Consider the following 25,752-nt stretch of genomic DNA (forward strand, 5'->3'; position numbering starts at 1 on the left):
ATGGTGGACCGGATAGTTGGGTATCTGGTTCCGATCCTCGGCGCCGAGCAAAGCCCGGCGCCGCGAGGTATAGCCACGGCCATTAAAAAACGCATTAATGTTCCGATCCTCGGCGCCGAGCAAAGCCCGGCGCCGCGGCGACCCATCGGTCTAGGTCGCGCTGCTCAATGAGGTTCCGATCCTCGGCGCCGAGCAAAGCCCGGCGCCGCCGGGATAACCTCGTCGCTGGCCGATGCTATTCACCGCGTTCCGATCCTCGGCGCCGAGCAAAGCCCGGCGCCGCAGCGGTCGATCAGATCATCGAGGCGGGTTTGCCAGGCGTTCCGATCCTCGGCGCCGAGCAAAGCCCGGCGCCGCTTGACCTGTCGCGCACGCATGCCCGGTGCGGGCATCGTTCCGATCCTCGGCGCCGAGCAAAGCCCGGCGCCGCCACCGCAGTATCGGCACGAGAGATTCGCCTGGTCTCCGTTCCGATCCTCGGCGCCGAGCAAAGCCCGGCGCCGCCGCGTTTCTCGCCGCCCAGAACGGAGCCGCAAAATGAAAGTTCCGATCCTCGGCGCCGAGCAAAGCCCGGCGCCGCATTCGAGGCCGACCACATCGCGGAAAAACGATATGTTCCGATCCTCGGCGCCGAGCAAAGCCCGGCGCCGCTGTCTACTCTAACCCACCGGCCAAGCGCCATCTAAAGTTCCGATCCTCGGCGCCGAGCAAAGCCCGGCGCCGCCGCAACGCACACACGGGGAGGACTGGCCGGGGGGCCGGTTCCGATCCTCGGCGCCGAGCAAAGCCCGGCGCCGCCTCGGCTACATTCCAGCCGTCGCGTGTCTCACCGCTGTTCCGATCCTCGGCGCCGAGCAAAGCCCGGCGCCGCCGGGGCTGGCCCCTGCACCACGAGGACCCCGGCCTGCGGTTCCGATCCTCGGCGCCGAGCAAAGCCCGGCGCCGCTTCGGAAGCGACGGCGAGATTGACGAGGAGTCAACGTTCCGATCCTCGGCGCCGAGCAAAGCCCGGCGCCGCCCTTCGCGAACAGCTATTTTTCGGCGACCGCGACAATCATCAACTTATCAACAAACCGTTCTGCGCTTTGGGAGCCCGAATCCTCGGGCGGATCTACTACGGGTCGCACGTCTAACCCGGGTCCGCCCCTTCACAAAATGACTGGGTGCCGCCAGTCGACCTCTGGCCCACGGCCAAGGGTCACCACGTAGCGACGGTACGGCTCACGCAGTCTATAGACGGCTACCCGATCGGATTTCGGGTCGATAACCTTCTCAACGTCATTTATCAGCAGGCGGACTTCGCGCATTTCCAGCTGACATTCGAAAACTGACTTTTGGACACGCTGACCGTACCCCTCGCAAACCTTCGCTATCCCGCGAAGACGACGCTCCCCGTCAGGTGACGCCGTGCTGATGTCATAGGCCACTAGTATCTCCATCTCACCGCCCTGTCGTTCTATATGGGAAATAATGCGTCAGATCGCCGCGAAGGTGCCGTGCCAGAAGAAGCGCCTGAAGTCCCGGCACTTTCCGCCGTTCAACGTCCTGGTCGACCACGCGATGCGGAATTGCCGTCCGTAGATGAGAGTCGAAGGCAGCAAGAAATGTTGTACGACTGTCGTCCCTCAGCCGCCATGCACCAGTGGGATCAACGCTGAAGGACTTCGTGCTCAACTGCCGGCGGTTGATGAGGGTCCGAACCAAACGATCAACGAACGGGGCCCGCAGTTCCTCCATCAGGTCGAGCGCAAGCGATGGCCGTCCGGGCCGGACTGGGTGAAGGTAACCAACCTGTGGGTCGAGCCCTACATGCTCAGCTGCGGCCACACACTGAGTCCGAAGCAATGCATAACCAAAGGACAAGAGCGCGTTGACAGGGTCCAGTGGCGGGTGCCGTACTCTACCCGGGAACGTGAAGCCTTCGGGTGAAAGGAGACTGGACCATTCCGCGAAGTATCGTTTAGCTCCGATGCCCTCAATCCCTCGAAGCGAATCGAGATCGCCTGCAAATCTTGCCCTTTCGGCAAATATAGCGAGTTCGTCACCAGCCTCACGAAGCGCCTTGCTATGCGATGACCGATCCTTTGCCGCGTCAAGCAACACAACACGGGAGTTGAGCAGTTTAGCCGCAACGATGGTCCGCGCGATGTCGACGGATCGGTCGGTATCCACTGCAGCACGCCACTGCTCCATTCGCAGTAGGACATTTCCATGAGTGGGCGCACATAATCCGAACCGGAATCGACCACCGCTCGTCAACCACGAAACGTCAATTCCGTCTTCAGCACACCTGGCCATCACCGCTGTAGACAACGTGATATTTCCGAAGCAGACAATTGACTCGATGCTGCGCACTGGTGCCCGCACCGTCGGCTGGTCGGGCCGACGTACCTCGAACGAGTCGTGGTCGAGCGCGACAAACGTCCCCACCGTGGTGAGATAGAGACTGCGGCGCTTGTCGGCGATCAGGGCCACCAGGTCGCTCCGTGAAGACCACGCTGACGGTGTGAATCGCCAACCAACCTCGGCATGCACCACGCATTCAGCGAACATGCCGGGCACCGAGCATCATTCGCCGGTCGAGGAAGCGACTTCTGTTCGCAACGTGCGTCGCGGATCTCAGCCGCCGCGCGGTGTACGGCGGTTCTCAGCTCCTCGCTGGAGGTATCGACATCGCAAAATGTGTTGGTCGCGGCCAGGTAGATCCGTCCATACATTATTGGTATCGCGAGCATCTCCTCCAAGCAGATCGCCTGTCCCACAAGCTGTATCGCCGCCGCGTGATGTGACCGCCTTCCCGACTTGTGCTCGATCGGAATAGCTCGCTTGCCCTCCACTACGATGCGGTCACAACGGCCACGCAAATGGTGAACATGTGACGCAACCGCCACGGCCCAGTAAACCTGGACGCCGTGGCGGCTCTCATGGCCAACGGTGTCGACACGTTGATGCTCAAGATGGCCACGGGTCGTGTCATCGTTGTCGGTGAAGTGCTGCTCGTGATGGATAATGGCCCACTGACGCGGACAGTAGACCCAATGCTCGATTTCAGATAGCAGCACCCAGTCGCCGTCAATCACCGATCAGTGTATGGGTGACGCCAAGTGAATCGAGACCGTCCACGTCCACATCGACTTTGTAGTCGCTGAACTGACGTGCGGGGCCTTCCACCTTGCGTGTGATTGATATACGACCGAACAGCCGGTCGGGATGGCATCGCCCGTAGCGGTCTTCATGGCTGAAGATGTGGATTCCCCGGCAACCCGTCATACCCCGCGACGACGACCGATCGAGTGACCACATGCGCTGCAGCGCATCCCAGAAGACTTCGAGGTCTTCCTCGCCGAAACCCGTCTTGTCAGCAAGCGAGGGAGTTACGAACCCTTGTACGCGGAAAAGCGCGTACGGCACGATGTGTTTCGAGCCCATCTCACGATCCTTGCCGCCCTTCTCGCCGGTAGCAAGCTTCTCCAAATCCGATTCCTTTGTCACCGCGACCCGGGTAATCGTCAATTCAGATGGCTGAACGGGTTCGACGCTTCTGCTGATACCGGTAATCTGAATCGGGCCGCGAAGCTGACCCGCAGGATGGTCGCCTGTCGACATTACAGCGCCGAAGGCGCGGACATCGTAATAGCGCCGGGCAAGTTCAGCACCAACTTTCTGTTGTTCGGCCGCAGGGCGCTTGTTATTCGGCTTCATGCCAAGAGCTTCCGATGCGACGCGGTGCCGCTGATTGAGGGCAACTGCCTCGCCGACATAGATTTCGAAGCCCTCGCGGCCTACATAAGCATCCCCAATGAATGATCGGACTTTGCGCTTTACCGCCACATCGCTGACCCAGGCGTAGCCGGTTTCGGGATCACTGCGCGGCGCATTCCCATTGTCCGGGTCTCCGTTTGGGTTGCCGCCGGTGACGTCATATAGCATCAGGAAATCGTGTCGCCTCCCGATATCGAGATGAGCGGGCTTTGTCATATCACTCCTCCTTAGCGGTTGTTTCATCGGTATCTGCCTGCGCGCGATGGAAGCGCGCTTGTCGTTCGTCCCAATAGCCGAGCGCGAAGTCGGCTTGTTCCTCCAGCCTGAGTGTGACAGGCCAGCCCCCCGCCTCGATCAGCAATGCGACCAGGTCCGCTAACCGGCGGGAGATTGCGATCTGGGCGCCCTTGCCGCGGTCCGATCGACCGGCCTTCGCCAGATGGAGATTGGCGGTTTTGAAGAGACCTGCGAAGACTCTTTTCGGCGTCGTCGAGGCGCTGGCATAGTAGCGGTCGACGATCGTGCGGTTAATGTCGTAGCCGAGTGCGGCGTGCTGCGCAGCTTCGAGCTGTGCAAGCATTCGGCCGCAAAGCACCGCAGCCGTGTTGGGTTCGCCCATTCGATCCTCCTTCAGGTTCACGTAGAGATTCAGACATGCGAGGCGGCCGCCGACCGCAGTCCAGTCGATGTTGTCGCCGTTGCGAGGGGCTGGTACGGCCCTGCAACGGTCAATTAGCGCCGCCAACACGGAGCGCGGCAGTGGCGTCCCGGCCACTGCTGCGCGGACGAGCGCTTCAACAACCCGGTCCTTACGCGCCTTTCGCGCACTACCTTCGCCGGGCGGAACAGCAGCCTCGGCAAGATGCCAGATCGCGGGCCACCATGTGTGTCCGTCTCGCCCAGGTCGGGCGATGAGGTCAAGCCAGCGTTGTGTGCGCCTCTCGATCTCGGCGAGCGTGCTGACATGGTCAAAGCGGACAACAACACGACCCTCGGTCAACGACAGCCCAAGTAGGCGAAAACTATCCGATGGCGCGAGTCCAGGCCGGCCGGTCCAGGGTCTGCCGAGCAGAGCCGCGACATCGTCTTCATGCGGCGCGGCGATGATGTTGAACGGATCGAATGCCACGTCGGCGGCCAGCCACCATACGAATGTCAACTCGCCAATTCGCCTGTGGTGATGGTCATCCGCCAACAACCAGTTGAGTGCCTGGTGGCTGCGGATCGCCACGGGAACGGAGATCTGAGACCCACTGGACTGCTCGGCGTTGTAGCGCAATGCGGAACGAAAGTTTGCTGAAATCAGCTTTTGCGCCGTTCCACGCTTTACGAAGACATCCGGCGTTTTCCTCACCAAGGCTGAGTAGGTGTTCGAAACCTGGCATACGCCCTCGGTGCCGCCGCTGAGGTCGCCGCTCGTGATTTCCGCCCACCAATTACGGACCGTGGCCAACTCGTTCGGATCAACGCCGTTGACTCTGAAGCTGATAAGGGCGCTCGCTTCCTTTCTCTCGCCTCTGGAGTCGGCCTCAAATCTGAGACCCCGACTGAGAAACTCACCAATCGCGCGGTCGCGGTCAGAGACAAAACGAGCAATCGCATCAAACACGTACGCTACTGAGCTGTCTTGGTTCCGTAGCGCTTTCGCTGCTTCATCGAGCCGATCGATGAATGCGACACGAGCCTTCTGCGCGTTGCTCTTTGCCCTCTCGCTATCGTTCTTCGGCAGGCCAAGGACGTATTGGCCATTGTCGCATGCCAACAATGCGCGGATGCCACTCGTTCGGCCCAGCTCTGGAACAACTCGCACCGTTTCATCCGGACCGGTGTCGGTGATGCCCAAGCACCGCCCCGCGCTGTCAAGATCGACGATGAATCGAACTCGCTTGCGCTGATAGCCGATTGGAGGCAATCGATCCTCAGCTACAAGCCGACCGTAAAGATCATCAAGGCTTCGCAGGAGCATCATCGATCCTTCAGCCGCAGTGGAACCGGAATTTCATCAAGCACCCCATCGGTAACGGTCGCATTGAAGAACTCTGGCTTGGTTAGACTTCCGTCATCGCCGTGATAGCCCAAGTCGAGGCTCATCGGGCCGATTGGAATGGTCAGGCCCGAAAGTGGTCGCGTTATAGTCAGATCCGCAGGAGCAAACGATGCGGCGTACTCACGTAACCCGAGATATGGCGGCGAAAAGAAGGCACCACGCTCAACCCGTCGACGGAACTGGTCACGGTACTTGGCAACTGGGTCTGATGTGTGGGCCCGAAGGGATGGCCTCGCGAAGATGACATAGTCGACGTCTCTGAGGAAAAGGTTGTGCCGTTGTGTCCGGTCTTCCAGCACATCGATTCTGCCGTCGCGGCTTGCGCGCTTCTTCACCTCGTTGCGGGTCATCGAAACCCATTTCGGCTCGGCGAGCACCCAGATCCTGGTTACAATCCAGTCGAACTCTGGCTTCCAGAAAATCGATGAGAGCACACCTACCGCAGCGGGTGGTGTCATTACTGGGTAGGACACTCGTTCCGTGGCGTACTCGGGCCGCGTGAAGCAGGCAAACGGACCCCATACACGTACCGCGACTTCAAACGGATGACGGTTCACCAGATCAAAGCCTCCATTTCCTTATCGACCGAAAGCCCAAAGACACTGTCATACGGGCCATGCCAGACCAACACGCCAGCTTCGCGTTCTTCCACGAGCCCGGTTTCTTTGCAGCGGTTCAGCTCTCGGTCGCGAAGCGATACTGTGAACGGCTGGTGCTGCCTCAGAAAATGGCGCCGCGATGGTGGATCGTCCGGTAACATGATCGCCGTCGGATCGAAATCTCCATAGGGTACGAGCACAGGGGTAGTTTCCTGAGCGATCACGCGGTAGCTCTCGGCTACCTTTGTAAAATTCAGCGACTCGCGCTCGCGTTGAATTTCCAGTCTGTCCAGCTTGTCACGCGTGGCATGAATCAGCCGGTCGTAGTACGTTTCCAGCGTCTCGGGTGCGAATGGGTCGGCCCCCGAACGCAGAAGGTCGCGGGTGATTTGCGTGCCGATCTTGTATTCGTCAGGCGGAACATGGCCGTCGACCGGATCGATGAGAACCAGCTCGCCCCGGTCCGCGAGCCCATGCCGATTAACCCGCCCTGCGACCTGCACAACGGCAGGCAACGGCCCATACGCCCGGATGGCAACCGGGAAGTCGACATCGATGCCTGCTTCGACAACCTGCGTCGACACCAACGTGCACGGCCTACCTTCTCGAAGTCGCGCCAGGACCGCGTCGAGCACGTCGACCCGATGTTTCGGGCATAACCGACTCGAAAGGTGGGCCAGCCCAGCCCGCCCAACTAAGCGGCCACAGACCTCCCGGGCATCCGCGATGGTGTTAAGGACGACAAGACATTGCCCGCGGTGTCCGTCGCTCTCCGCGGCAACTCGTGACGCAAAGTCGTCCCATGAGAGCCGATCTGGGACAACGTGCGCGTCGGTGCGGTCGAAGACTTTGTTCCGATTTGCGACGTCGAGCAAGGCTCGGCGCTCGACTCCCTCGGCACTGCCAATCTTGTGGAACGGCGGCTGTGTTGCCGTTGTGAGGATAACCGAGCATCCGTACAACCTGACGAGTTCTCTGAGGACATCGAGCGTTGGGTCAAGCAATCGCCACGGCAACGACTGCACCTCGTCCAAGACGATGACGGATCGCGCCAAGCGATGCAGTTTCCGAGTCCGACTGGGATTGTTGCCGAACAGCGACTCCAACAACTGGACTGTCGTCGTCACGATGACGGTTGCGTCCCAATTCTCAGCCGCGAGGCGAGACCAGAGGCCGGTGCCGGATTGCGACTCACCCCGTGCGAACACTCCGGTGTGATGTTCAAGGACCACGGGCGCACCAGGCCCATCGTCAAGCAGTGTGCGGTAGACGTTTGCTACCTGCTCGGTCACCGAGACGAAGGGAACGGCGGTCACCACACGGCGAAGTCGGTTGACGTTCGCATGCCGCAGAGCGAACGCCAGCGCTGCAATCGTCTTGCCCGAACCCGTCGGTGCTGTGAGCTCGAACCATCCCGGGGGGGCAGAAGCCTTCGACGTCACCTCGCCGAACATCGCGGTTCGCGCCGGGGTCACCGGGTCGTGTTGACGTTCCGCCAGCGTGAGTTTGCGCCTGGCCTCGCAGCGATCGTCGAGAGCGCTGAGCCCGAGTGGCTGTGGGAATTCCCACCGGCCCCCCCGAAAGTGCTCCTCGGTGTCGAGCCTGTCGGCATCCACCAACGCAGAGAACACCATGCGAAGCCAGAACTCCATCCGCCGCATGCCAACCGCATCAGCCCGGGATCCGGGACGGAACTGCGGCGGTATTAGCGCCTGCGCCTCGGGACGTGTCAGGCCGAGCGTCTCGACGTGGTCGATCGCGGCTTGCTGGCCCACAGTCGGCTCATTACCCATTCTCGAGCCCACATCGGTCGCGTCCGGTATCCCACCGTGATGACCGACGATTACGGGCGCGAATGTTCCTAGTCCCCAAGTGGTGCAGAGGAATGCGCCCGCGTGCTTGTGATCGACCGTCGACAGTTTGTTCCCGGCATCGGCCGCAGCAAGGTACCGCTGCCACGCAGGATCAGCTTTGCCAAGATCGTGCAGCTCCCCCACCAATCGGCAGGCATCAGCCGAGCCGAATGCCTCGCCGAATGCGCCAGCCCGTCGCCCGGTTCCCACCAGATGGTCGGCCAACGAATGCCACAGGCCGCTGTCATTGCGCGAGTGTGCCGCGAGCACAGGTGGCGTGTGACCGTGCTCGGCTGGCCCGCCCATGGTTGGGATCGTTTGAGCCATGGCCGCAGCGTAAGGCAAGGGTGTGACAAGTCGTGCCGGATTCGCCTGGGCCGGGTTTCACCAGGTGACGGCGCGGAGAACGTTCGATCACACCGCTGGCGGCTCGATCCGCTCGATCGTGGTGCTCCGGTCGATAGACCGCTCGAAGGACGCGACCTTGCCGACACCGGTGCTCTCAGCGCGCGCGACGAGGTAGGCCTGCGCGACGTCGATGCGCTCGCTCTCGTAGACCTCGATCGCGCGCCGCAACAGGGCCGAGTCCACGCTGAGTATCGAGCCGTTGCCGACGAGCGACCGTATCGCCTGAGCAATCTGGTCACGCGGCGGTTCATAGAACGACTCCACCACGTCCACCGTTTCCGCGACCACCAGGTCGGTCAGGAGTAAGCCCGGTTTGGTCGCCAGGTAGGCAGTCGCGCGTGCCGCTATGCCTGGCGGGTCGCCAGTCAAGTGTCGGACCACGACGTTCGCGTCGACGAACGCGCTCAACGTCGACCCGCCGCCCGTTTCGTCCTGGTGCGGCGGATCACCGCATCCCAGGCAACATTGCGCTTTGCCGCGGGTACGCGGATCGTGCCGGCCAGGGCGAGAAAGTCCGGTGCGCGGGCAACCACCGCTCGACGGCCCTCAAGCCGGAAGACGACCTGATCGCCCGGCTTCAGGGCCGAGCGCATCACCCACCGCTTGGAGAACCGTCACCCGCCCTTTCGACGTCATCGTGGCCGCAGCGTCCATCGCGCTTACCTAACCAATAAAGGTAGGGATACCTCCCCGCGATACCCGCCCCCGAGCCACCCGTACCCTCATAACCTGTGGAGCTGCTCGTCGCTGCCAATCCCGACACCGGTTCCCGACTTCCGTACCTGATCCGGGTGCCGGTGGGAGCGGGCCTGGTCTTCGCCACGTCGGATGTGTGGCCGCGCACCAAGGCGCTGTATTGCCATCGGCTCGACATCGCCTGGCCCGACGACGCCGTCATCGTCGACCGGGTCGAGCTGCGCAGCTGCAGTCGCCGCGGCGCGGCCATCGACGTCGTCGCTGCCCGCTCGCGGGAGAACCGATCCCAACTGGTGCACACGATGGCTCGCGGCCGCGAGGTGGTGTTCTGGCAAAGCCCCAAGACCCGCAAACAGTCCCGCCCGGGCGTGCGCACCCCCGCGGCCCGCGCCGCCGGTATCGAAGAACTCGACATCATCGTCGATTCCCACGAACGCTATCCCTACACGTTTACCGACAAGCCCGCGCGGACGACACGCGAAGCCCTTGCCTGCGGCGACTACGGACTCAAGGTCGCCGGGCAGCTCGTCGCAGCGGTCGAGCGTAAAGCGCTGTCGGACTTCACCTCTGGCGTGCTCGATGGCACGCTGAAATATCAGCTCACCGAGCTGGCGGCGCTGCCCCGGGCCGCGGTGGTGATCGAGGAGCGGTATTCGGAGATCTTTGCGCTGAGCTATGCCCGCCCGGCCGCGGTCGCCGACGGACTCGCCGAGTTACAGATCAGCTTCCCGACGGTGCCGATGGTGTTCTGCCAAACCCGCAAGCTCGCCCAGGAATACACCTACCGCTATCTTGCCGCCGCTCTGGCCTGGTTCATCGACGACGCCGGCGCCGCAACGGTTTTCGAGCCGGCCCCGGCCAATCCCGAGCCGAGCAGTGCCGAACTGCGCGCGTGGGCGATAGCCGTGGGTCTGCCGGTGTCAGACCGTGGGCGGCTGCGCCCGGAGATTCTGCGGGCGTGGCGGCAGGCTCATGAAGGGTCAGTCGCCGCCACCAGCATCGGACTTCGCGGCTGATCCCGTGGTTCTCGGGCCCACCGCACCGTGCAAGAACTCGTCGAAAACAGCGTCGTGCTCGACGGCGAAGGCCTGCTCGAACGTCGCGCTGGGGCTGCTGGTCAGGTACCGCTTTGTGCATTCGAGCGCGGCCTGGGGCGCTTCGATGATGGTGCGTGCCATAGCCAAAGCGTCGTCCAGCACGCGGGCCGGTTCGCTGATGCGGTTGACGAGGCCGATGCGCAATGCCTCATGGGCATCGATGCGTCGTCCGGTGAGACACAGGTCGCGTGCGATGCCCATGCCAACGATCCACTGAAGCGGCGTAAACAACGGCGGTGCACCGAATTTGATCTCGGGATGTCCGAATACCGCACTGGCCGAAGCGATCCGAAAGTCACACAACACACAGAGGTCCATGCCGCCGGCCACCGCCGGCCCGTTGACGGCGGCCACCAGCGGCTTGGGGAAGTGCCACACCGCCAGGTGGTAACGACGCGAGCTGTCCCGGATGCGCGCCGCAAGGTCGGCTTTCGCGAACTCGTCGAGGTCGAAGCCAGCGCAAAAGGTCGATCCCGCGCCGGTGAGCACTACCGCACGGATCGCCGGATCCGTCGCCCAGCCATCGAGCTGTTCGGTGATCTCGTTGCGAAGCTCGATCGACAACGCGTTACGCCGCTCTGGACGGCTCAGGGTCAGCGTCGCGACGCCGTCGTCGGCTAGCTGGGTGACAATGTGCCGGGTCATCGCTCCTCCACAGGTATCTAAACTTGCATCATGCCACTTGGGAGTGACTACCAGGGTCAAGATTGCGCGCTCGCTCGGGCGCTCGCGATCCTCGGCGAGCGCTGGACGCTGCTGATCATCCGCGACGCCTTCCACGGATTGACCCGCTACGACGAGTTCCTGCGCAGTCTCGGGCTGGCAACCAACATCTTGAGTGCCCGGCTGCAGAAATTGGTGGAGCGCGGCGTGCTGGAGCGGACGGGGCCACGCGGTTCCTACCACCTGACCCAGAAGGGCCGCGACCTGTTTCCGGTGGTGTTGACGCTGATGGCCTGGGCTGACCGCTACGAGCAGGGACCCGCGGGGCCCGAGGTGGCGATCCTGCACACCGGCTGCGATCAGCCGGCCGGCGGCGGGCTGCGGTGCGAGCACTGCGGAGATCCCATCACCCTGCGCGATCTGCGGGTGGTGCCGGCGCCCGGCGCGGTCGGACCGGACGGCCGGCCGACCACCCTGACGCCGCCGCAACTGGCGGCGTGGGGGGCTCGTCCGGCACCAGATTGAATCCTGCGCCGCGGGTTGCCCTTTAGCTTGCACCATGCAAGTATTGGAGAACAACGACCACCGCCCGGAGAAGCTCATGTCGATCAGTCCACAGCTCGGCCGGGCGCACCGCGTCGACGTCCCGGCGGGCACGATCAACTACCGCGACCGCGGTAGCGGCTCACCGATGGTGTTCGTCCACGGCGTAGGCGTCAACGGCGACCTGTGGCGCCACGTGGCGCCACGGCTGGCAGCCAGCCACCGCTGCATCACCCCCGACCTGCCGTGGGGCTCCCATTCGATCCCGCTGAAACCCGATGCCGACCTGTCCTTGCCCGGCATGGCGCGAATCACCGCCGACTTCCTGGACGCCCTGGACCTCGACGACGTCACGATCGTCGCCAACGACACCGGTGGTGCCGTCGCACAAGCGCTGGTGAGCAGCCACCCCCAGCGAATCGCCCGCCTGATACTCACCTCGTGCGACGCGTTCGAGAAGTTCCCACCCACGCCACAGAAGTACCTGAAGCTGACGTCACGCTCGCGGCTGCTCACCTGGATCGTGGCATACACCGTGCGGTTCAAGCCAATTCAGCGACTTCCGACCGCGTACGGGTTTGTCACGTCACGGGCGATGCCCAGCGACATCATGCGCTCCTTCACCGGCCCGGTGCGCGCCAACCCCGGCGTCAGGCGTGATTTCCGGCGCATGCTCCGATCGGTCGACACGAGATACACCTTCGAAGCCGCGGCTCGACTCGCCGGCTTCGACAAACCCGCGCTGGTGTTGTGGGCCAGCGACGACGAGATCTTCCCGCGCCAGCATGGACAACGGCTGGCAAAGCTGTTGCCGCAGGGCCGATTTGACCTGATCGCCGACAGCCGCACCTTCATTCCCGAAGAGCAGCCCGACCGGCTGGTCGCCGCGATCGAAAACTTCCTCGCCGCACACCCGGTTGTCGCCGAACCGCGGTCGGGCTAGCGCCGACCCGCAGCGACCTGCGCGCCCGCCTACCGCCGGGTCTCACGCTTCCTCGGCGATGGCCCCCACGACGCCGTCGCCGTTCAAAGCCGACGCGTCCGGCGGCACCTCGAACGACGGCAGTGCGGCTTCGGCCGAGGCAAACGCGTTGCGCGCCGCCTCCATCCGCTTCAGCGCAGCGTCGGTGAACACCGACAACCCGAGTTCGTGGTTATAACCGTGAATTTCTTTGACGTCGAGCTGGGCCAGGAAGTAAACGATCTCCTTGGACACCACCTGCCCCGGCACCAGCACCGGGAATCCTGGCGGATAGGGCACCACGAACGTCGTCGACACCAGCGTCCGTCCTTCAGCAAGCCGCCGCCCGGCCATGCCGATCTGCACGTATTCCCGGTCGGACTCTTCGTAGCCGGCGTAGAAGGCGGCTCGGGTGTCGCCGTAGACACTGTTGTCGTCGGGGCGGAAGGCCACGTCGAACTCGCTGAAGTCGGGTAGGTGCGGCAGATCCTGGGTGACCTCCTCGACCCGGCGCTGGTGCAGCGCCCAGTCGGCGGCGCTGGCCGCCTTCTGGGTCCGGTCGAAGTCGATGGCTATCCGGCGCAGCACGTCGAGCAGATAGTGCACACTCGACCACGTCACGCCGATGGTGAAGATCAGCAGCACACTGTTGATCGACGTCTTGTTGATCTGAATACCGAACCGCTCCATCAGGATCTTCTCGCGGAAGTCGTACCCGTTCATCCCGGTCGCACCGATGAACAGGGTGACCCGCGTCGCGTCCAACACGAACTGATCAGACCGCCACGCCTCGTTCCATTCGGCCAGCGCCCCTTGCCGGACCTGGCGGTAGGAGCTGACCGAGGAGGCCCGGAATTCCTCCGGAACCAGGTCGGACTCGTCGAGGATGCGGAACCACTTGCTGATCAGCCGGTCTTTGCGGACCCGGTGCCGAAAGACCAGCGCCATGTCGTAGACCTGCCGGACCAACTGGAAACCCTCGATGTCCACCTGCCGGCGCGCCAGATCCAGCGAGGCCAGCAGCTGCTGGTTCGGCGACGTCGAGGTGTGGGTCAAGAACGCCTCACCGAACGCGTCCCGGGCCAGTGCGTTGAAGTCCTGATCGCGGACGTGGATCATCGACGCCTGCCGCAGCGCCGACAACGACTTGTGGGTGGAATGCGTCGCATACACCCTTACCCGCGCGCGAGCAGGGTCGGGCAGCAACCGGCGATCCAGCCACTGCGACCGGTCGACCCCTTCCATCGACGCCGACCATTGCCGGTATTCCTTGGCGTATTCCTCCGAGGCCAACATGTCCTCGAGGTGCTCGGCGGCCACCATCGCGGTCCGTTGCCGGGCCCACGGCACGGCGGTGGCAAACGCGTACCACGCCTCGTCCCAGAGGAAGCAGATGTCCGGCTTGATCGCCAGCACCTCCTCCATCACCCGCCGCGGGTTGTAGACGACACCGTCGAAGGTGCAGTTGGTCAGCAGCAGCATGCGCACCTTGTGCAGCTGCCCGGCCGCTTCCAGGTCCAGCAGCGCCTTCTTGATGGTGCGCAGCGACACCGCTCCGTAGATGGCGAACTGCGGCAACGGATAGGCGTCCAGGTACAGCGGGTACGCGCCGGCCAGCACCAGCCCGTAGTGATGCGACTTGTGGCAGTTTCGATCGATCAGCACGATGTCGCCGGGCCGGGTCAGCGATTGGACGACGATCTTGTTGGCCGTCGACGTTCCGTTGGTGACGAAGTAGGTGTGGTTGGCGTTCCAGGTGACCGCGGCCTTGTCCATCGCCTTCTTGATGTTGCCGTGCGGGTCCAGCAACGAGTCCAGGCCGCCTGAGGTGGTCGAGGTCTCGGCCATGAAGATGTTGCGGCCGTAGAACTCACCCATATCCTGCAGCGACTTGGAGTTGAAGATGCTGGCGCCGCGCGCGACGGGCAGCGCGTGGAATTGTCCGACGGGCGCGGCGGCGTAGGCGCGCAGCGCGTCGAAAAACGGTGTCGCGAACCGATTCCGGAGCCCGGCAAGCACCGTGCTGTGCAGGTCGGTGACGTCGTTGAGCCGGTAGAAGGTCCGGTCGTAGACGTCGGGCTCGTCGCCATCGCCCGCCGCGATGGACTCGTCGGTGAGCAGGTAGAGGTCGATGTGGGGCCGCAGCTCCCTGATCCATTCACCACATTCGATCCAGTCATGCGGGCGATCGGGAATCACTACCGCGCCCTCGGCGTCGTTAGGCCCCAGCAGCGTGTTCATCAGCGGTAACCGGTCCCGGGACCGCAGCGGCAGGTCGTGGCGGATGATCGCGGCCTGGATCTCGCCGTTGAGCGCAACCGCGGTGATGGCGTCCTCGACGCTGGGGGCCACCAGGATCTCGAACTGGACGTCGTCGGCGGGGTTGCGCAGCTCCCGCAGACACTCGACGAGGCTCTCCGGAGCCGTGGGGGGCGCGTCGTCGGCCAGCAACACCGTGTAGAACTGCTGCTGTTTGGCCTGGGCCACCAGTTCCTGATCGGCCAGCGGCGCCGAGATGTCGAACAACGCTGTCCGGTCGCCGTACTCACTGAGCAGGCGGACGGCCAGCGATACCTCTTCGGTGAGCCGCACGGTGGACTTGCTCTCGAGATGGGCGCGGAAGGTCGCCAAATTGTCCGCGCCCGGATACAGCCAGTACCGCTCGTAGGCGCCGATGCGGTCCATCAGCCGCTTGACCTTCGCCATGTCGTGGGTGATGTCCAACCCGGCGAGGTCCACCTCGGCCAGGTGGCGGCACGCGTCGTCGAGCAGGTTCCATGTGTCGATGCGTGCGTACGACGGGTTGGCCACTGCCGCCAACGCCGAGACGCGAAGTCGTCGCGGGCGGGAGCTGTCTCGGTACATGTCGTCACCTGTTCTTGTGGTGCGGTAGCGCCATTCGGTGCAACTTGTCATTATCGCGCGCGGGACGGACATAGTGGCCGGTACCAACACACCGGCAGTTCGACGGTGTCCGACTGCGGCAACGCATGCCGCGAGGTTACGCCGAAGACGCCGCCGGCGGGAGGGCATTGCCCGCCGTGGCGGCTCGCGAACCGGCTCCGGTGGCCGCGTCAATCCCCACGGCGCGAACAGTCCGCCGACGTCTCGTAACCACTTGAGCCGTCTACTGTTTGCTTCAGGTGGCCCCGGCCATGTGGACACCGTATGGTACAGCGCTCACGAGCGTGACCGTCAAGGTGGCGCCACCGGGCAGGGTGAAGCTGCGTTGCTCACCGGGGAGCGCACCGGTGACCGCGGCGCCCAGCGGGGAGCGGGGCGAGTAGACCTCCACGTCGTCGTGCTCGGCGCCGCGGGCGCCCAGCAGGAATGTTTCGGTGTCGCCGGTTGTCGCCGGTGTCGCCGGTGTCGCCGGTGTCGTGGTAGCGGACCGTCAAAACCATGCCTGGTTCGGCGATCCCGTCGTCGGGCGGGTCCTCGCCGACGTCGGCCCTGACCGACAGGTCGTGAATCTGGCGAATCCGGGTTTGCCACGCTCGGTGCACGTCAGGGGGACCGGCCCGCACCGGTACGCCCAGCCGGGGGCCGGCCAGTTGCGCAACTGTGCGCCGGTGGCGATCACGGCGGCCTCGGTCATCAACGGTGCGCGGCGGCGCCCGCGCACCGCAATACCGTTGGCTGCGTTGACAATTTCGGCTACTTCCAGCGTGCGCAGCGTCGCCCCGCGGTTCAGCACCGCGCGACCCAGAGCCGCCACGAAGCGGGCCGGGTCGATGAAACGCTGTCCGTTGACGCTGAGCCCGACCCGGACCGCCCGGGACGCCAACGGCACTTGCTCCCGCAGTGCCGCACCCGTCAATACGGTGATATCCGTTGTCTGGCCGGCTTTTCCGAGCTCCTGCAGGTCTTCCCGGAATCGTTGTGCCGCTGCGGTCGAGTCGAATACCGCGGTGTCAATCCGCTCGACGCCGGCCATCACACACCTCCATGAACTGAACTCCTGCTTGGTATTTCCCATGCTGGCGGAACGGGCGCCGCGGCGCTTGGCGTAGCCGGTCAATCCCCCGAGGAGCCATTGCGGTTCTGCGACAACACGCCTCAACGAAGCGCGGCCTTCGGACCGATACGGCGACAGCTCCTTGCCGACGGCTGCGGCCGGCCGGCGGGTGCGCGGTCGGCAACCACCCAGACGCCGGCCAGCAACACCGCTGTCACGGCGGCCATGCTCAGCCACGCCGACAATCCGGCCGCCACCGCATCGTCCAGCGCGGTCCTGACTGGCAGGCCGACGTGGTAACCGTTCTCATCTACCCAGATGTCAACGGAATCACCGGCTTTCACGCCCCGCGGCGCATCCACCGGACCTGCGTGCTCGACTCCCCCGGCAACCCAGCGGGCCGGCACGCTGACCGTCTGCGGATCGGCAAGCTCCTGATCGTCCGCCTTGTCGCTGGTGACCACCGCGGTGACCGACTGACGGGTTTGCGCCTGCTGGGCGTAGAAGCGGCTACGGGATTCGTGCTCTTCGGTGCCCACGGCCACCGCGATCGGCAGGCCGCCCAGCACCACCACCGCGACCCAAATCGCAAGCAGCACCTGGAATCCGCGGCCGGTAGGCATGCGACGGGCCCACGCCACAAGCGGGTGCGGCCGGCGCAGGATGTAGGTGTCCATCGAGGCGTCGGCGCCTGATGCACGGCCGGCGAGTCGGCGCCGGTCGGAACATGGGGTGGTCATCGGACATTCCTATCGACGGGTTTGTCGGAGGGTGACAACTCCAGGGTGGCGTCGACAGGCGCCGCACTGTTTGCCGAAGTTCGACAACCAGGCCGGCGCGCGTTGTCGGGTTGCTACAGGGGCTGGTCAGGATCGGTGGCCGCCAGCTCGATCGTCATGGCCAACCGCTTCTTGGCGTCGTCCAGCGACAACGTGGTGATCTCGGCCATCTTCCGCAGTCGGTAACGCACGGTGTTCTCGTGCACGCCCAGACGCTCACCGGCCCGTGCCGGGTCGCCCTGCTCCTCCAGCCAGGCCCGCAGCGTGGGCACGTACTCGGTGGCGTTAGCTCGGTCGTGGCGGCGCAGCTCGGCCACCGGCCCGCGGTCCGGCAACCGCCCGGACCTGGCCGCGGTGCGCAGCCGTTGCAGCAGGATGTCATCCCAGGAGTGGTCGTATGCCGGTGAGGCGGCGCTGTCCGGGGACAGCTGGTGCAGCGCCAGACACTCGTCGGCCTCCTGGCGCGCCGCGACGAGATCGGCCACCTCGGCCGGTCCGCTGATGCCGGCCCACACCCGCATCCCCTCGGGCAGGGCCGCCCGGACACCGCTGACCCAGCGCCGCGCGGTTGCCGGCTGATCGCCGGGCAGCACGGTATAGACGGTGTTGCCCGCCAACGCGCTGCGTCCCGGCCGAGACCAACCGAACCCCGTGGTGGCCCGCTCGAAAGCCAACAGCAGCGCGGCATCACGGTCGGCGCCGACGAACGCCCGCAACGCAACAACCCGCAGCGGACCGCGCGGCAATCCCAACCTGCTGGCGACAGTGGCGGCGTCAATGGTGCCCTCCAGCAGTTGAATCACCAGTTCGGATTCGACCTGGCGCTCCAAGTCGGCGCTGGCCCGCGACCGCAGCAGATGCAAGGCCACGGTATGCGCGCCGTCGGTCAATGCGGCGCGCTCGGCGCCGCTCAACGGAGCCGAACACGCCACCCATACCGACCCCAGGACTTCGCGTCCGGAGCGCACGGCCACCACCATGCGCCCGGTCAGGCCATGTTCGCTGTCTGCGGCAACGTAGAGCGGATCCCCGGACGTGGCCAGGTGAGCCAAAACTCCGTGCTGGTCCAGGAGCACGCGCAGCTGCTCCGGCGTCTGGCGCCCCAGGATGGTGGCGACCCGCGCGGGGTCGGCGCCTTGCTGCAGCCGCGAGTACGCCAGTACCCGCAACAGCCGATCTTCGATGGTCACCGCTCCACCGGTAGCCTCGGCCAGGCTGTCGGCCAGCGCGAACAGATCCGTGGGACCACGACCGGACGCTGTTTCGCGGCCCTCCAACACCAACCCGTAGACGACCGCGGCGACCTCGCTCCAGGACAGCGACTCGTCGAGCACCATGACCGCTCCCGCCTCGAGGTCACCCTCCAACGTCATGGGCCGTTCGCCGTCACGGGTCAACACCACCACAGCCCGGGCCGACGCCGCCCACTGAACCGCTTCCCCGACGGAGCTCGCGCCGATCGCCAGCAACACATCGCCGACTACCGGACGGGTCGCGGCTGCCTCGTGGATCACCACACTGCGCAATTCCGTCGACCTGGGCAATGACGACCACCGCAGCCGGACCCCGTAACCACCCAAGACGTTCACCAAGCGGTCCAACGTGATCACGAGCCGCCCCTAAATTCGGACTGTTCACTCAGCGTAATTCGGAATCGAGCGGATCCCGAAAATGGCCTGCACATAGGATTTCGGCCATGGCGGCCGACCAACAGGAACAGACATGCGACCAGACATTCGACGTAGTGGTACTCGGGGCGGGGCCGGTGGGCCAGAATGTCGCGGACCGCGCTCGGGCGGCCGGCCTGGACGTCGCAGTGGTCGAACGTGAGCTCGTCGGCGGCGAGTGTTCATATTGGGCCTGCGTGCCCAGCAAGTCGCTGCTGCGTCCGGTCCGCGCGGTCTCTGACGCGCGCCGGGTCGAGGGGGCGCGCGAGGCGGTCACCGGTTCGATCGACCCGGCCGGTGTCTTCGGCCGCCGCGACCGCTATGTGAACGACTGGGACGACACCAGCCAGATCGACTGGGTGGCCGGTATCGGAGCGACGCTGGTCCGTGGACATGGACGGTTGGACGGTCCGCGACGAGTTGTGGTCACCACCCCCAGCGGCAGGGAGGTGGCGCTGGCCGTCCGGCACGCGGTTGTCATCTGCACCGGAAGCCGGACGGCGATTCCCGACTTGCCCGGCCTGGTCGAAGCTCGACCCTGGACCAACCGCGAAGCCAACGACAGTAGCGATGTCCCGAACCGGCTCGCCGTTGTCGGGGCCGGCGGCGTGGGCGTCGAAATGGCAACGGCCTGGCAAGGATTGGGCTCAAAGGTGACCTTGCTGGCCAGAGGCTCGCGGCTGCTGCCGCGGATGGAGCCATTTGTGGGAGAGCTTGTCGGCCGCGGTCTGGCAGCGGCTGGTGTGGACGTGCGCACCGGTGTGACAGTCCGCGAACTCAGCCGGGCATACCCCTACTGCCCGCTGGCGCTCGCGTTGACCGACGGCACCGAGCTGGAGGTGGACGAAATACTGTTTGCCACCGGCCGAAAGCCCCTCACCGACCATATCGGCTTGGAAACAGTCGGATTAACCCCCGGCAGCTGGCTCGATGTCGACGACACCTGCTGCGTGCACGCCGTCGACGATGGTTGGCTCTACGCGGCCGGCGATGTCAATCACCGTGCGCTGCTGACCCATCAGGGCAAATACCAAGCGCGCATTGCCGGCGCGGCCATCGGCGCCCGTGCCGCGGGCACGCCGTTGGACACCGCGCCATGGGGCGTTCATGCGACCACCGCAGACCATCACGCCGTGCCGCAGGCCCTCTTTACCGACCCCGAAGTCGCCGCGGTCGGGCTCACGGAGGAACGGGCGGTGCAGGCCGGGCATCGAGTCAAGGCCATCGACGTCGAAATCGGGGACGTCGTCATGGGAGCCAAGCTGTATGCCGACGGGTACACGGGCCGGGCGCGGATGGTGGTCGACGTCGATCGCGGCCACCTGCTCGGTGTGACCATGGTCGGCCCGGGTGTCACCGAGCTACTGCACTCGGCCACCATCGCCGTCGCCGGCCAGGTGCCCATCGACCGGTTGTGGCACGCCGTACCATGCTTCCCGACCGTCAGCGAATTATGGCTGAGACTTCTTGAGGCCTACCGCGATTCGTTTTTCGTGGTCGTTTGAGAGCCGCGCCGACAAACCGGGGCGGGTCAGCGGTCCAGCTCGTCGTCGCTGTCGATGATCCGCCGGTTGCCCAACGTGCTGTCGACCCAGCGCAGCATCGGAAGCTGTGGGAATTGCGGAAATTCCCAGCGACGCGCGGGCAGGTCGGTGACGTCGCCCAGAGATCGCACCACGGCCTGGGTCAGGCCCATGATGGCCGCCATCACCGGCAGCAGCGGCTGCAGCGGCTTGGCCGCCGAGCGGACCGTGCTGATCCGGCGGGCCAGGATCAGGCGCTCGATGCTGTGATACAGCCAAGCGCCGACGCCCAGCGCATAGATCGACAGCGCCGAGGCGACAATGGCCCAGCCGTAGGCAGCGCAGATCACCGCGCCCAGCACCACCGCCGCGGCCATCCAGGCGGCGATCACGACGCGCAATTCGAGTCTGCTCATGAACACGATCCTTGGTTTTCCGGCAGGCGTTCCGCATCTCCAGGCACCGCCTGGCGGACCGCGTGAGCGGCCGCGCGGATCTGCGGCGTCACCAGCATGACTTGCCCCAGCACTCCGTTGACGAAGCCGGGCGACTCGTCGGTGGACAGTTCCTTGGCCAGCTCGACGGCCTCGTCGACGGCTACCGGTTCGGGGACGTCGTCGGCATGCAGCAATTCCCACACCGAGACCCGCAGGATGGCGCGATCCACCGCAGGCAGCCGATCCAGCGTCCAGCCCTGCAGATGCGCGGCGATCAGGTCGTCGATGTGGGCGGCATCCTCACTGACGCCGCGCGCCACCGCTGCCGTGTAGGGATGCAACGGCGCGACTTCCGGCTTGGCTGCCGCCAGTGCGGTGCGGGACTCGACCACCTCGAGCGGGCTCATGCCACGCGCCTCGGCCTCGAACAACAGGTCCACCGCGCGCTTGCGGGCCTGATGGCGTCCTTTCACCGGCTTTCCCGGTTTTGCGTCGGGCATGCTCAGGCGTTGACCCTGCCCAGGTAGCTGCCGTCGCGCGAATCGACCTTCAGCTTGTCACCGGTGTTGATGAACAGCGGCACCTGGATCTGGGCGCCGGTCTCCAGCGTGGCCGGCTTGGTGCCGGCGCTGGACCGGTCACCCTGCAGGCCCGGCTCGGTGTGGGTGACCTCGAGCTCGACGGTCACCGGCAGCTCAATGTACAGCGGTGCCCCGTTGTGGAAGGCCACCTGCACCGGCATGCCCTCCAGCAGAAACCGCGCGGCGTCGCCGACCAGCGACTCCGGCAGCGGGTGCTGCTCATAGTCCTGACTGTCCATGAACACGAAGTCCGCGCCGTCGCGGTACAGGTAGGTGGTGTCGCGGCGGTCCACGGTGGCGGTTTCCACCTTCACCCCGGCGTTGTAGGTCTTGTCGACGACCTTGCCCGACAGCACGTTCTTCAGCTTGGTGCGCACGAACGCCGGCCCCTTGCCCGGCTTGACGTGCTGAAACTCGACGATCTGCCACAGCTGCCCATCGATCGCCAGGACAAGTCCGTTCTTGAAGTCAGCGGTGGTCGCCACGGTCTGCTAAATCTCCTACAAAATGGCCAGTTCCTTGGGGAACCGGGTCAACAATTCCGGGGTCTGTCCGGCGGTTTCTGAGGCGCCTGGCGTCTTGGAGGGCACTACCAATGTGTCCTCGATGCGGACACCGCCGCGGCCGGGTAGATAGACGCCGGGCTCCACGGTCACCACGGAGCCCGCAAGTAGTGTACCGGCGGATGTCGCCCCGATGCCCGGCGCTTCGTGTATCTGCAGGCCAACGCCGTGTCCCAGACCGTGGCCGAAATTGTCGCCGTAACCCGCGTCGGTGATCAACTGGCGCGCGGCGGCGTCGACCTCACGCAGCTCGGCACCCGGGCGCAACGCCTCGCGACCGGCCCGCTGCGCCTGGGAGACCAGCTGGTAGAGCTCCAGCTGCCAGTCGGCCGCCTTGCCCAGCACGAAAGTGCGGGTCATGTCGGAGTGATAGCCGGCGACCAGCGCGCCGAAGTCGATCTTGACGAAATCACCCGTGGCCAGCACCGCGTCGGTGGGGCGGTGGTGCGGGATGGCCGAATTCGGTCCGGCCGCCACGATCGTCTCGAACGACACCGCGTCGGCGCCGTGATCGAACATCAGCGCTTCCAGGTCGCGGGCTACCTCCCGCTCGGTGCGTCCCGGGCGCAGACCGCCGCGCCGCACCAGGTCGGTCAGCGCGGCGTCGGCCGCTTCGCAGGCCAGCCGCAGCAATGCCAGCTCACCGGCATCCTTGACCTCCCGCAGCGTCTCCACCGTCCCGGAAGCCCGGACCAGCTCGGTATTGGTGTCCTGCAGACCGGCCGTCAGGGCATCCAAACCGTCCACCGTGACCACATGGCTCTCGAAACCCAGCCTGCCGACGCCGCATTCGGCCGCCCGGCAGCTCAGCTGACGGCCGAGCGCCCGCTCGATGACCACCTCGAGGTCGGGGGCCTGCTGGGCAGCCTGAGTCCGGTACCTGCCGTCGGTGGCCAACACCGCTTCGCGTTCGTCGGCGAACACCAGCAACGCGCCGTTGGAGCCGCTGAAACCGGATAGATATCGGACATTTATCAGGTCGGTGACCAGCAACGCATCCAGTCCGGCGGCAACGATTTTGGCTTTCAGGTTGTGTCGACGCTGGGAATGTGTCACGACCGTTGACGGTACAGCTACGCTGAACTCCCATGACTAACTGGATGCTGCGCGGACTGGTGTTCGCCGCCGCGATGGTCGTTCTACGTCTCTTTCAGGGGGCGCTGATCAACGCCTGGCAGACTCAGGCCGGATTGATCAGCATGGTGCTTCTCGCGTTGTACATCATCGCCGTCGTGGTGTGGGGGCTCGTCGACGGAAACGCCGACGCCAAAGCCAATCCGGACCCCGACCGCCGCCAAGACCTGGCCATGACCTGGCTGCTGGCCGGCCTGGCCGCCGGAGTGCTCAGCGGCGCGGTGACCTGGCTCATCGCCGTTTTCTACAACGGCGTCTACGCCGGCGGTCTGATCAACGAGCTGACGACGTTTGCGGCCTTCACCGCGCTCATCGTGTTCCTGTTCGCGATCACCGGGGTGGCCGTCGCCCGCTGGCGTATCGACCGCAACGCGCCCCCACCCCCCGCGCACGACGGATCCAGGGGTCGTGGCGATACCGACGTATTCTCCGCGGTGCGCGCCGACGAGACACCGACCGGAGAGATCCAGGCCCCAGGGGCGCAGGCGCAGGCCACCGCCCCCACCGCCGTTGCCACCGTCGAACGCGAAGCACCCACCGAGACGATCGCCACCGCAGAGCACGAGTCACCGACCGAGGTGATCCGGACCGGCGAGTCCGAGGCGCCCACCGAGACGATCCCCACCAGCGACTCTGAAGCACACACCGAGGCGATCCGTCTCGACGACGACCAGACCAACCCCGTTCACAAGCCCAAACCGGACTAGCGCTCGGCGGTGTTCGCCAGGTAGCGCAGGGCGAGCAGGTAGCCCTGGACACCGAGGCCGACGATCACACCGGTGGCGACCGGGCTGAGGAAGGAGTGCCGCCGGAACTCCTCGCGGGCATGGACATTGGAGATATGCACCTCGATCAGGGGTGCGCTCAATTCCGCGCAGGCGTCGCGTAATGCCACCGAGGTGTGCGTCAGGCCGCCGGCATTGAGAATCACCGGTTCCGCGGCGTCGGCGGCCCGATGGATCCATTCCAATAGTTGAGATTCGCTATCGCTTTGTCGCACAACGGCTTTGAGTCCGAGTTCGGCGGCTTCCCGTTCGATCAGAGCGGCCAGCTCAGCGTGGGTGGTGCTGCCGTAGACGGCGGGCTCGCGCTGGCCCAGCCGGCCCAGGTTCGGACCGTTGATCACGTTCACCGTCACACTCATGTGGCACAGACTCCCGCATAGGCGCTCACCAGCAGTCCCGGGTCCGGCGCCACCAACCGCCCCGGCCTGGCCAGTCCGTCCAGGACCACGAACCGAAGCACACCGGCCCGCGTTTTCTTGTCGCCGGACATGATCTCCAGCAACTGCGGCAGCGCGTCCGGGTCGTAGCTGACCGGCAGCCCCAGCGACGACAAGATCGTGCGATGGCGTTGCGCGGTGGCCTCATCCAGCCGTCCGGCAAGCCTGGCGAGCTCGGCCGCGAACACCAACCCGACCGACACCGCGGCGCCGTGCCGCCACCGGTAGCGCTCCCGCCGCTCGATCGCGTGGCCCAACGTGTGGCCGTAGTTGAGGATTTCGCGCAGCTCGGATTCCTTCTCGTCGACCGCGACGACCTCGGCCTTGACGAGGACCGCCCGGCGGATCAGCTCCGGCAGCACCTCGCCCTTCGGGTTCAGGGCAGCCTCCGGGTCGGCTTCGATGAGGTCCAGGATCACCGGGTCCGCGATGAACCCGGCCTTGACGACTTCGGCCATCCCGCAGGCGATTTCGTTGTGCGGTAAGGTCTGCAGCGTCGCCAGGTCGGCGAGCACGGCAAGCGGCTGGTGAAACGCCCCGACCAGGTTTTTGCCCGCATCGGTGTTGATGCCCGTCTTGCCGCCGACGGCCGCGTCCACCATGCCCAAAAGCGTGGTGGGCACGTGCACGATCGACACGCCACGCAACCAGGTGGCCGCCGCGAAGCCGGCGACGTCGGTGGCGGCTCCCCCGCCGAGGCTGACCAGAGCGTCTTTGCGGCCGAGTCCGATGCGGCCCAACACTTCCCAGATGAATCCGACGACCGGCAGGTCCTTGCCGGCCTCGGCGTCGGGTATTTCGATACGGTGTGCGTCGATGCCCTTGTCGGCCAGGCGGTTGCGGATGGCCTCGGCGGTGTCGGCCAGCACGGGTTGATGCAGGATGGCGACCCTGTGCCGGCCGGCCAGCAACTCGTCCACTTGCGTGAGAACGCCGGTGCCGATCACCACCGGGTAGGGCGGGTCGACGGCAACATGCACCGTCGCGGACGTGCCGGTTTCGGTCATGTTGCCGCCTGAGTAGGTGTCTGACTGGGCGTGTGCAGCCGCGAGACGATGTAGCGCACCACCGCCCCGGGGTTGCGGCGGTTGGTGTCCACCCGGATGGTGGCGACGCGGCGGTACAGCGGAACCCGTTTGGCCATCAGGGCCCGGTACCGCTCGGCCCGGTCGGGCCCGGCCAGCAGCGGCCGCACGGTGTTGCCGCCGGTGCGCCGCACCCCTTCGGCCGCGCTGATCTCCAAGTAGACGACGGTGTGG

General features: G+C 65.3%; 25 protein-coding genes, 1 pseudogene and 1 CRISPR repeat array. Of the genes and pseudogenes, 5 read left to right on the top strand and 21 right to left on the bottom strand.

Translation table 11 applies throughout. The annotated features are described in order from the left end of the window. The first annotated feature begins 27 nt into the window (after positions 1-27). Positions 28-1,018: a CRISPR direct-repeat array (repeat unit 37 nt; unit sequence GTTCCGATCCTCGGCGCCGAGCAAAGCCCGGCGCCGC). Between the two features lie 130 nt (positions 1,019-1,148). The 8 genes from cas2 to BST40_RS21015 all read right to left on the bottom strand — a co-directional run bounded on the left by cas2 (position 1,149) and on the right by BST40_RS21015 (position 9,077). Next, on the bottom strand, positions 1,149-1,439 hold the full coding sequence (cas2, locus tag BST40_RS33330; protein WP_082275408.1) for a CRISPR-associated endonuclease Cas2: 291 nt from the start codon (positions 1,437-1,439) through the stop codon (positions 1,149-1,151). Between the two features lies 1 nt (position 1,440). Further along, on the bottom strand, positions 1,441-2,475 hold the full coding sequence (gene cas1 / locus BST40_RS20985; RefSeq protein WP_158084023.1) for a CRISPR-associated endonuclease Cas1: 1,035 nt from the start codon (positions 2,473-2,475) through the stop codon (positions 1,441-1,443). Beyond that, on the bottom strand, positions 2,466-3,080 hold the full coding sequence (cas4, locus tag BST40_RS20990; RefSeq protein WP_082275410.1) for a CRISPR-associated protein Cas4: 615 nt from the start codon (positions 3,078-3,080) through the stop codon (positions 2,466-2,468). Before cas4 ends, cas1 begins: the two co-directional genes overlap by 10 nt. After that, a complete protein-coding gene (gene cas7c / locus BST40_RS20995; RefSeq protein WP_083155371.1) occupies positions 3,073-3,978 on the bottom strand; it encodes a type I-C CRISPR-associated protein Cas7/Csd2 in 906 nt (301 codons plus the stop codon). The genes cas4 and cas7c overlap by 8 nt, the downstream gene beginning before the upstream one ends. A gap of 1 nt (position 3,979) precedes the next feature. Next, on the bottom strand, positions 3,980-5,728 hold the full coding sequence (gene cas8c, locus BST40_RS21000) for a type I-C CRISPR-associated protein Cas8c/Csd1 (RefSeq protein WP_158084024.1): 1,749 nt from the start codon (positions 5,726-5,728) through the stop codon (positions 3,980-3,982). Further along, on the bottom strand, positions 5,728-6,366 hold the full coding sequence (gene cas5c, locus BST40_RS21005; RefSeq protein WP_089025250.1) for a type I-C CRISPR-associated protein Cas5c: 639 nt from the start codon (positions 6,364-6,366) through the stop codon (positions 5,728-5,730). The genes cas8c and cas5c overlap by 1 nt, the downstream gene beginning before the upstream one ends. Next, a complete protein-coding gene (locus BST40_RS21010; RefSeq protein WP_082275412.1) occupies positions 6,363-8,588 on the bottom strand; it encodes a CRISPR-associated helicase/endonuclease Cas3 in 2,226 nt (741 codons plus the stop codon). Before BST40_RS21010 ends, cas5c begins: the two co-directional genes overlap by 4 nt. An 87-nt stretch (positions 8,589-8,675) precedes the next feature. Next, positions 8,676-9,077, bottom strand: coding sequence for a PIN domain-containing protein (locus tag BST40_RS21015; RefSeq protein WP_217904022.1), 402 nt, complete (start codon positions 9,075-9,077; stop codon positions 8,676-8,678). 323 nt (positions 9,078-9,400) lie between these two features. On the opposite strand from BST40_RS21015, the gene BST40_RS21025 reads away from it, so the two are divergent. Further along, a complete protein-coding gene (locus BST40_RS21025; RefSeq protein WP_075547207.1) occupies positions 9,401-10,381 on the top strand; it encodes an ERCC4 domain-containing protein in 981 nt (326 codons plus the stop codon). On the opposite strand, the gene BST40_RS21030 is transcribed toward BST40_RS21025, so the two are convergent. Beyond that, the gene (locus BST40_RS21030) at positions 10,346-11,107 is read right to left on the bottom strand and encodes an enoyl-CoA hydratase/isomerase family protein (RefSeq protein WP_075547208.1); all 762 of its coding nucleotides are present in this window, start codon (positions 11,105-11,107) and stop codon (positions 10,346-10,348) included. The genes BST40_RS21025 and BST40_RS21030 overlap by 36 nt on opposite strands. Before the next feature lie 30 nt (positions 11,108-11,137). On the opposite strand from BST40_RS21030, the gene BST40_RS21035 reads away from it, so the two are divergent. Beyond that, positions 11,138-11,650: a winged helix-turn-helix transcriptional regulator gene (locus BST40_RS21035; RefSeq protein ID WP_083155380.1), complete on the top strand. Its 513-nt coding sequence runs from the start codon at positions 11,138-11,140 to the stop codon at positions 11,648-11,650. Between the two features lie 34 nt (positions 11,651-11,684). Further along, a complete protein-coding gene (locus BST40_RS21040) occupies positions 11,685-12,611 on the top strand; it encodes an alpha/beta fold hydrolase (protein ID WP_083155383.1) in 927 nt (308 codons plus the stop codon). A 42-nt stretch (positions 12,612-12,653) separates the two neighbouring features. Here BST40_RS21040 and BST40_RS21045 read toward each other — a convergent pair whose 3' ends face one another. The 5 genes and pseudogenes from BST40_RS21045 to BST40_RS21065 form a co-directional block, all read right to left on the bottom strand. Next, the gene (locus tag BST40_RS21045) at positions 12,654-15,494 is read right to left on the bottom strand and encodes an aminotransferase class I/II-fold pyridoxal phosphate-dependent enzyme (RefSeq protein WP_083155387.1); all 2,841 of its coding nucleotides are present in this window, start codon (positions 15,492-15,494) and stop codon (positions 12,654-12,656) included. A 274-nt stretch (positions 15,495-15,768) separates the two neighbouring features. Then, positions 15,769-16,135, bottom strand: a pseudogene (locus BST40_RS21050) (GreA/GreB family elongation factor); the annotation flags it as partial. Continuing rightward, positions 16,024-16,608 carry an FAD-dependent oxidoreductase gene (locus BST40_RS31875; RefSeq protein ID WP_341865532.1) on the bottom strand — a complete coding sequence of 195 codons (585 nt, stop codon included), beginning with the start codon at positions 16,606-16,608 and terminating at the stop codon, positions 16,024-16,026. The pseudogene BST40_RS21050 and the gene BST40_RS31875, both read right to left, overlap by 112 nt. 80 nt (positions 16,609-16,688) lie before the next feature. Continuing rightward, positions 16,689-17,327, bottom strand: a complete 639-nt coding sequence (locus BST40_RS30905; protein ID WP_083155394.1) for an Rv1733c family protein — start codon at positions 17,325-17,327, stop codon at positions 16,689-16,691. A gap of 113 nt (positions 17,328-17,440) precedes the next feature. Next, on the bottom strand, positions 17,441-18,976 hold the full coding sequence (locus BST40_RS21065) for a PucR family transcriptional regulator (RefSeq protein ID WP_083155396.1): 1,536 nt from the start codon (positions 18,974-18,976) through the stop codon (positions 17,441-17,443). An 86-nt stretch (positions 18,977-19,062) separates the two neighbouring features. Here BST40_RS21065 and BST40_RS21070 point away from each other — a divergent pair, with 86 nt between their 5' ends. Beyond that, the gene (locus BST40_RS21070) at positions 19,063-20,538 is read left to right on the top strand and encodes a dihydrolipoyl dehydrogenase family protein (RefSeq protein WP_075547214.1); all 1,476 of its coding nucleotides are present in this window, start codon (positions 19,063-19,065) and stop codon (positions 20,536-20,538) included. A 26-nt stretch (positions 20,539-20,564) separates the two neighbouring features. Here the strand turns inward: BST40_RS21070 and BST40_RS21075 are convergent, their stop codons facing one another. From BST40_RS21075 to BST40_RS21090, 4 genes are read right to left on the bottom strand one after another with little or no spacing between them, the layout of a single operon-like run. Beyond that, a complete protein-coding gene (locus BST40_RS21075; RefSeq protein ID WP_075547215.1) occupies positions 20,565-20,972 on the bottom strand; it encodes an antitermination protein NusB in 408 nt (135 codons plus the stop codon). Beyond that, positions 20,969-21,493 (bottom strand): transcription antitermination factor NusB, encoded by a 525-nt coding sequence (gene nusB, locus BST40_RS21080; RefSeq protein ID WP_083155401.1) that lies wholly within the window; start codon positions 21,491-21,493, stop codon positions 20,969-20,971. Before nusB ends, BST40_RS21075 begins: the two co-directional genes overlap by 4 nt. Before the next feature lie 2 nt (positions 21,494-21,495). Continuing rightward, positions 21,496-22,059: an elongation factor P gene (gene efp / locus BST40_RS21085; protein WP_075547217.1), complete on the bottom strand. Its 564-nt coding sequence runs from the start codon at positions 22,057-22,059 to the stop codon at positions 21,496-21,498. A gap of 15 nt (positions 22,060-22,074) precedes the next feature. Next, positions 22,075-23,193, bottom strand: a complete 1,119-nt coding sequence (locus BST40_RS21090) for a M24 family metallopeptidase (RefSeq protein WP_075547218.1) — start codon at positions 23,191-23,193, stop codon at positions 22,075-22,077. Positions 23,194-23,225: 32 nt separating this feature from the next. Between BST40_RS21090 and BST40_RS21095 the strand changes: the two genes are divergently transcribed. Then, positions 23,226-23,978, top strand: coding sequence for a B-4DMT family transporter (locus tag BST40_RS21095; RefSeq protein ID WP_075547219.1), 753 nt, complete (start codon positions 23,226-23,228; stop codon positions 23,976-23,978). On the opposite strand, the gene aroQ is transcribed toward BST40_RS21095, so the two are convergent. From aroQ to BST40_RS21110, 3 genes are all read right to left on the bottom strand, one after another. Then, complete coding sequence (aroQ, locus tag BST40_RS21100) at positions 23,975-24,415, bottom strand: type II 3-dehydroquinate dehydratase (RefSeq protein ID WP_075547220.1); 441 nt, start codon at positions 24,413-24,415, stop codon at positions 23,975-23,977. The two genes, BST40_RS21095 and aroQ, sit on opposite strands and share 4 nt — an antisense overlap. Beyond that, positions 24,412-25,500 carry a 3-dehydroquinate synthase gene (aroB, locus tag BST40_RS21105; protein ID WP_083155404.1) on the bottom strand — a complete coding sequence of 363 codons (1,089 nt, stop codon included), beginning with the start codon at positions 25,498-25,500 and terminating at the stop codon, positions 24,412-24,414. Before aroB ends, aroQ begins: the two co-directional genes overlap by 4 nt. Continuing rightward, positions 25,497-25,752: shikimate kinase (locus tag BST40_RS21110; RefSeq protein WP_279629026.1), on the bottom strand; the 256-nt coding region annotated here is incomplete at its 5' end. The genes BST40_RS21110 and aroB, both read right to left, overlap by 4 nt.

Origin of the sequence: Mycobacterium persicum, assembly GCF_002086675.1 — a bacterium.
Classification (GTDB): Bacteria; Actinomycetota; Actinomycetes; order Mycobacteriales; family Mycobacteriaceae; genus Mycobacterium; species Mycobacterium persicum.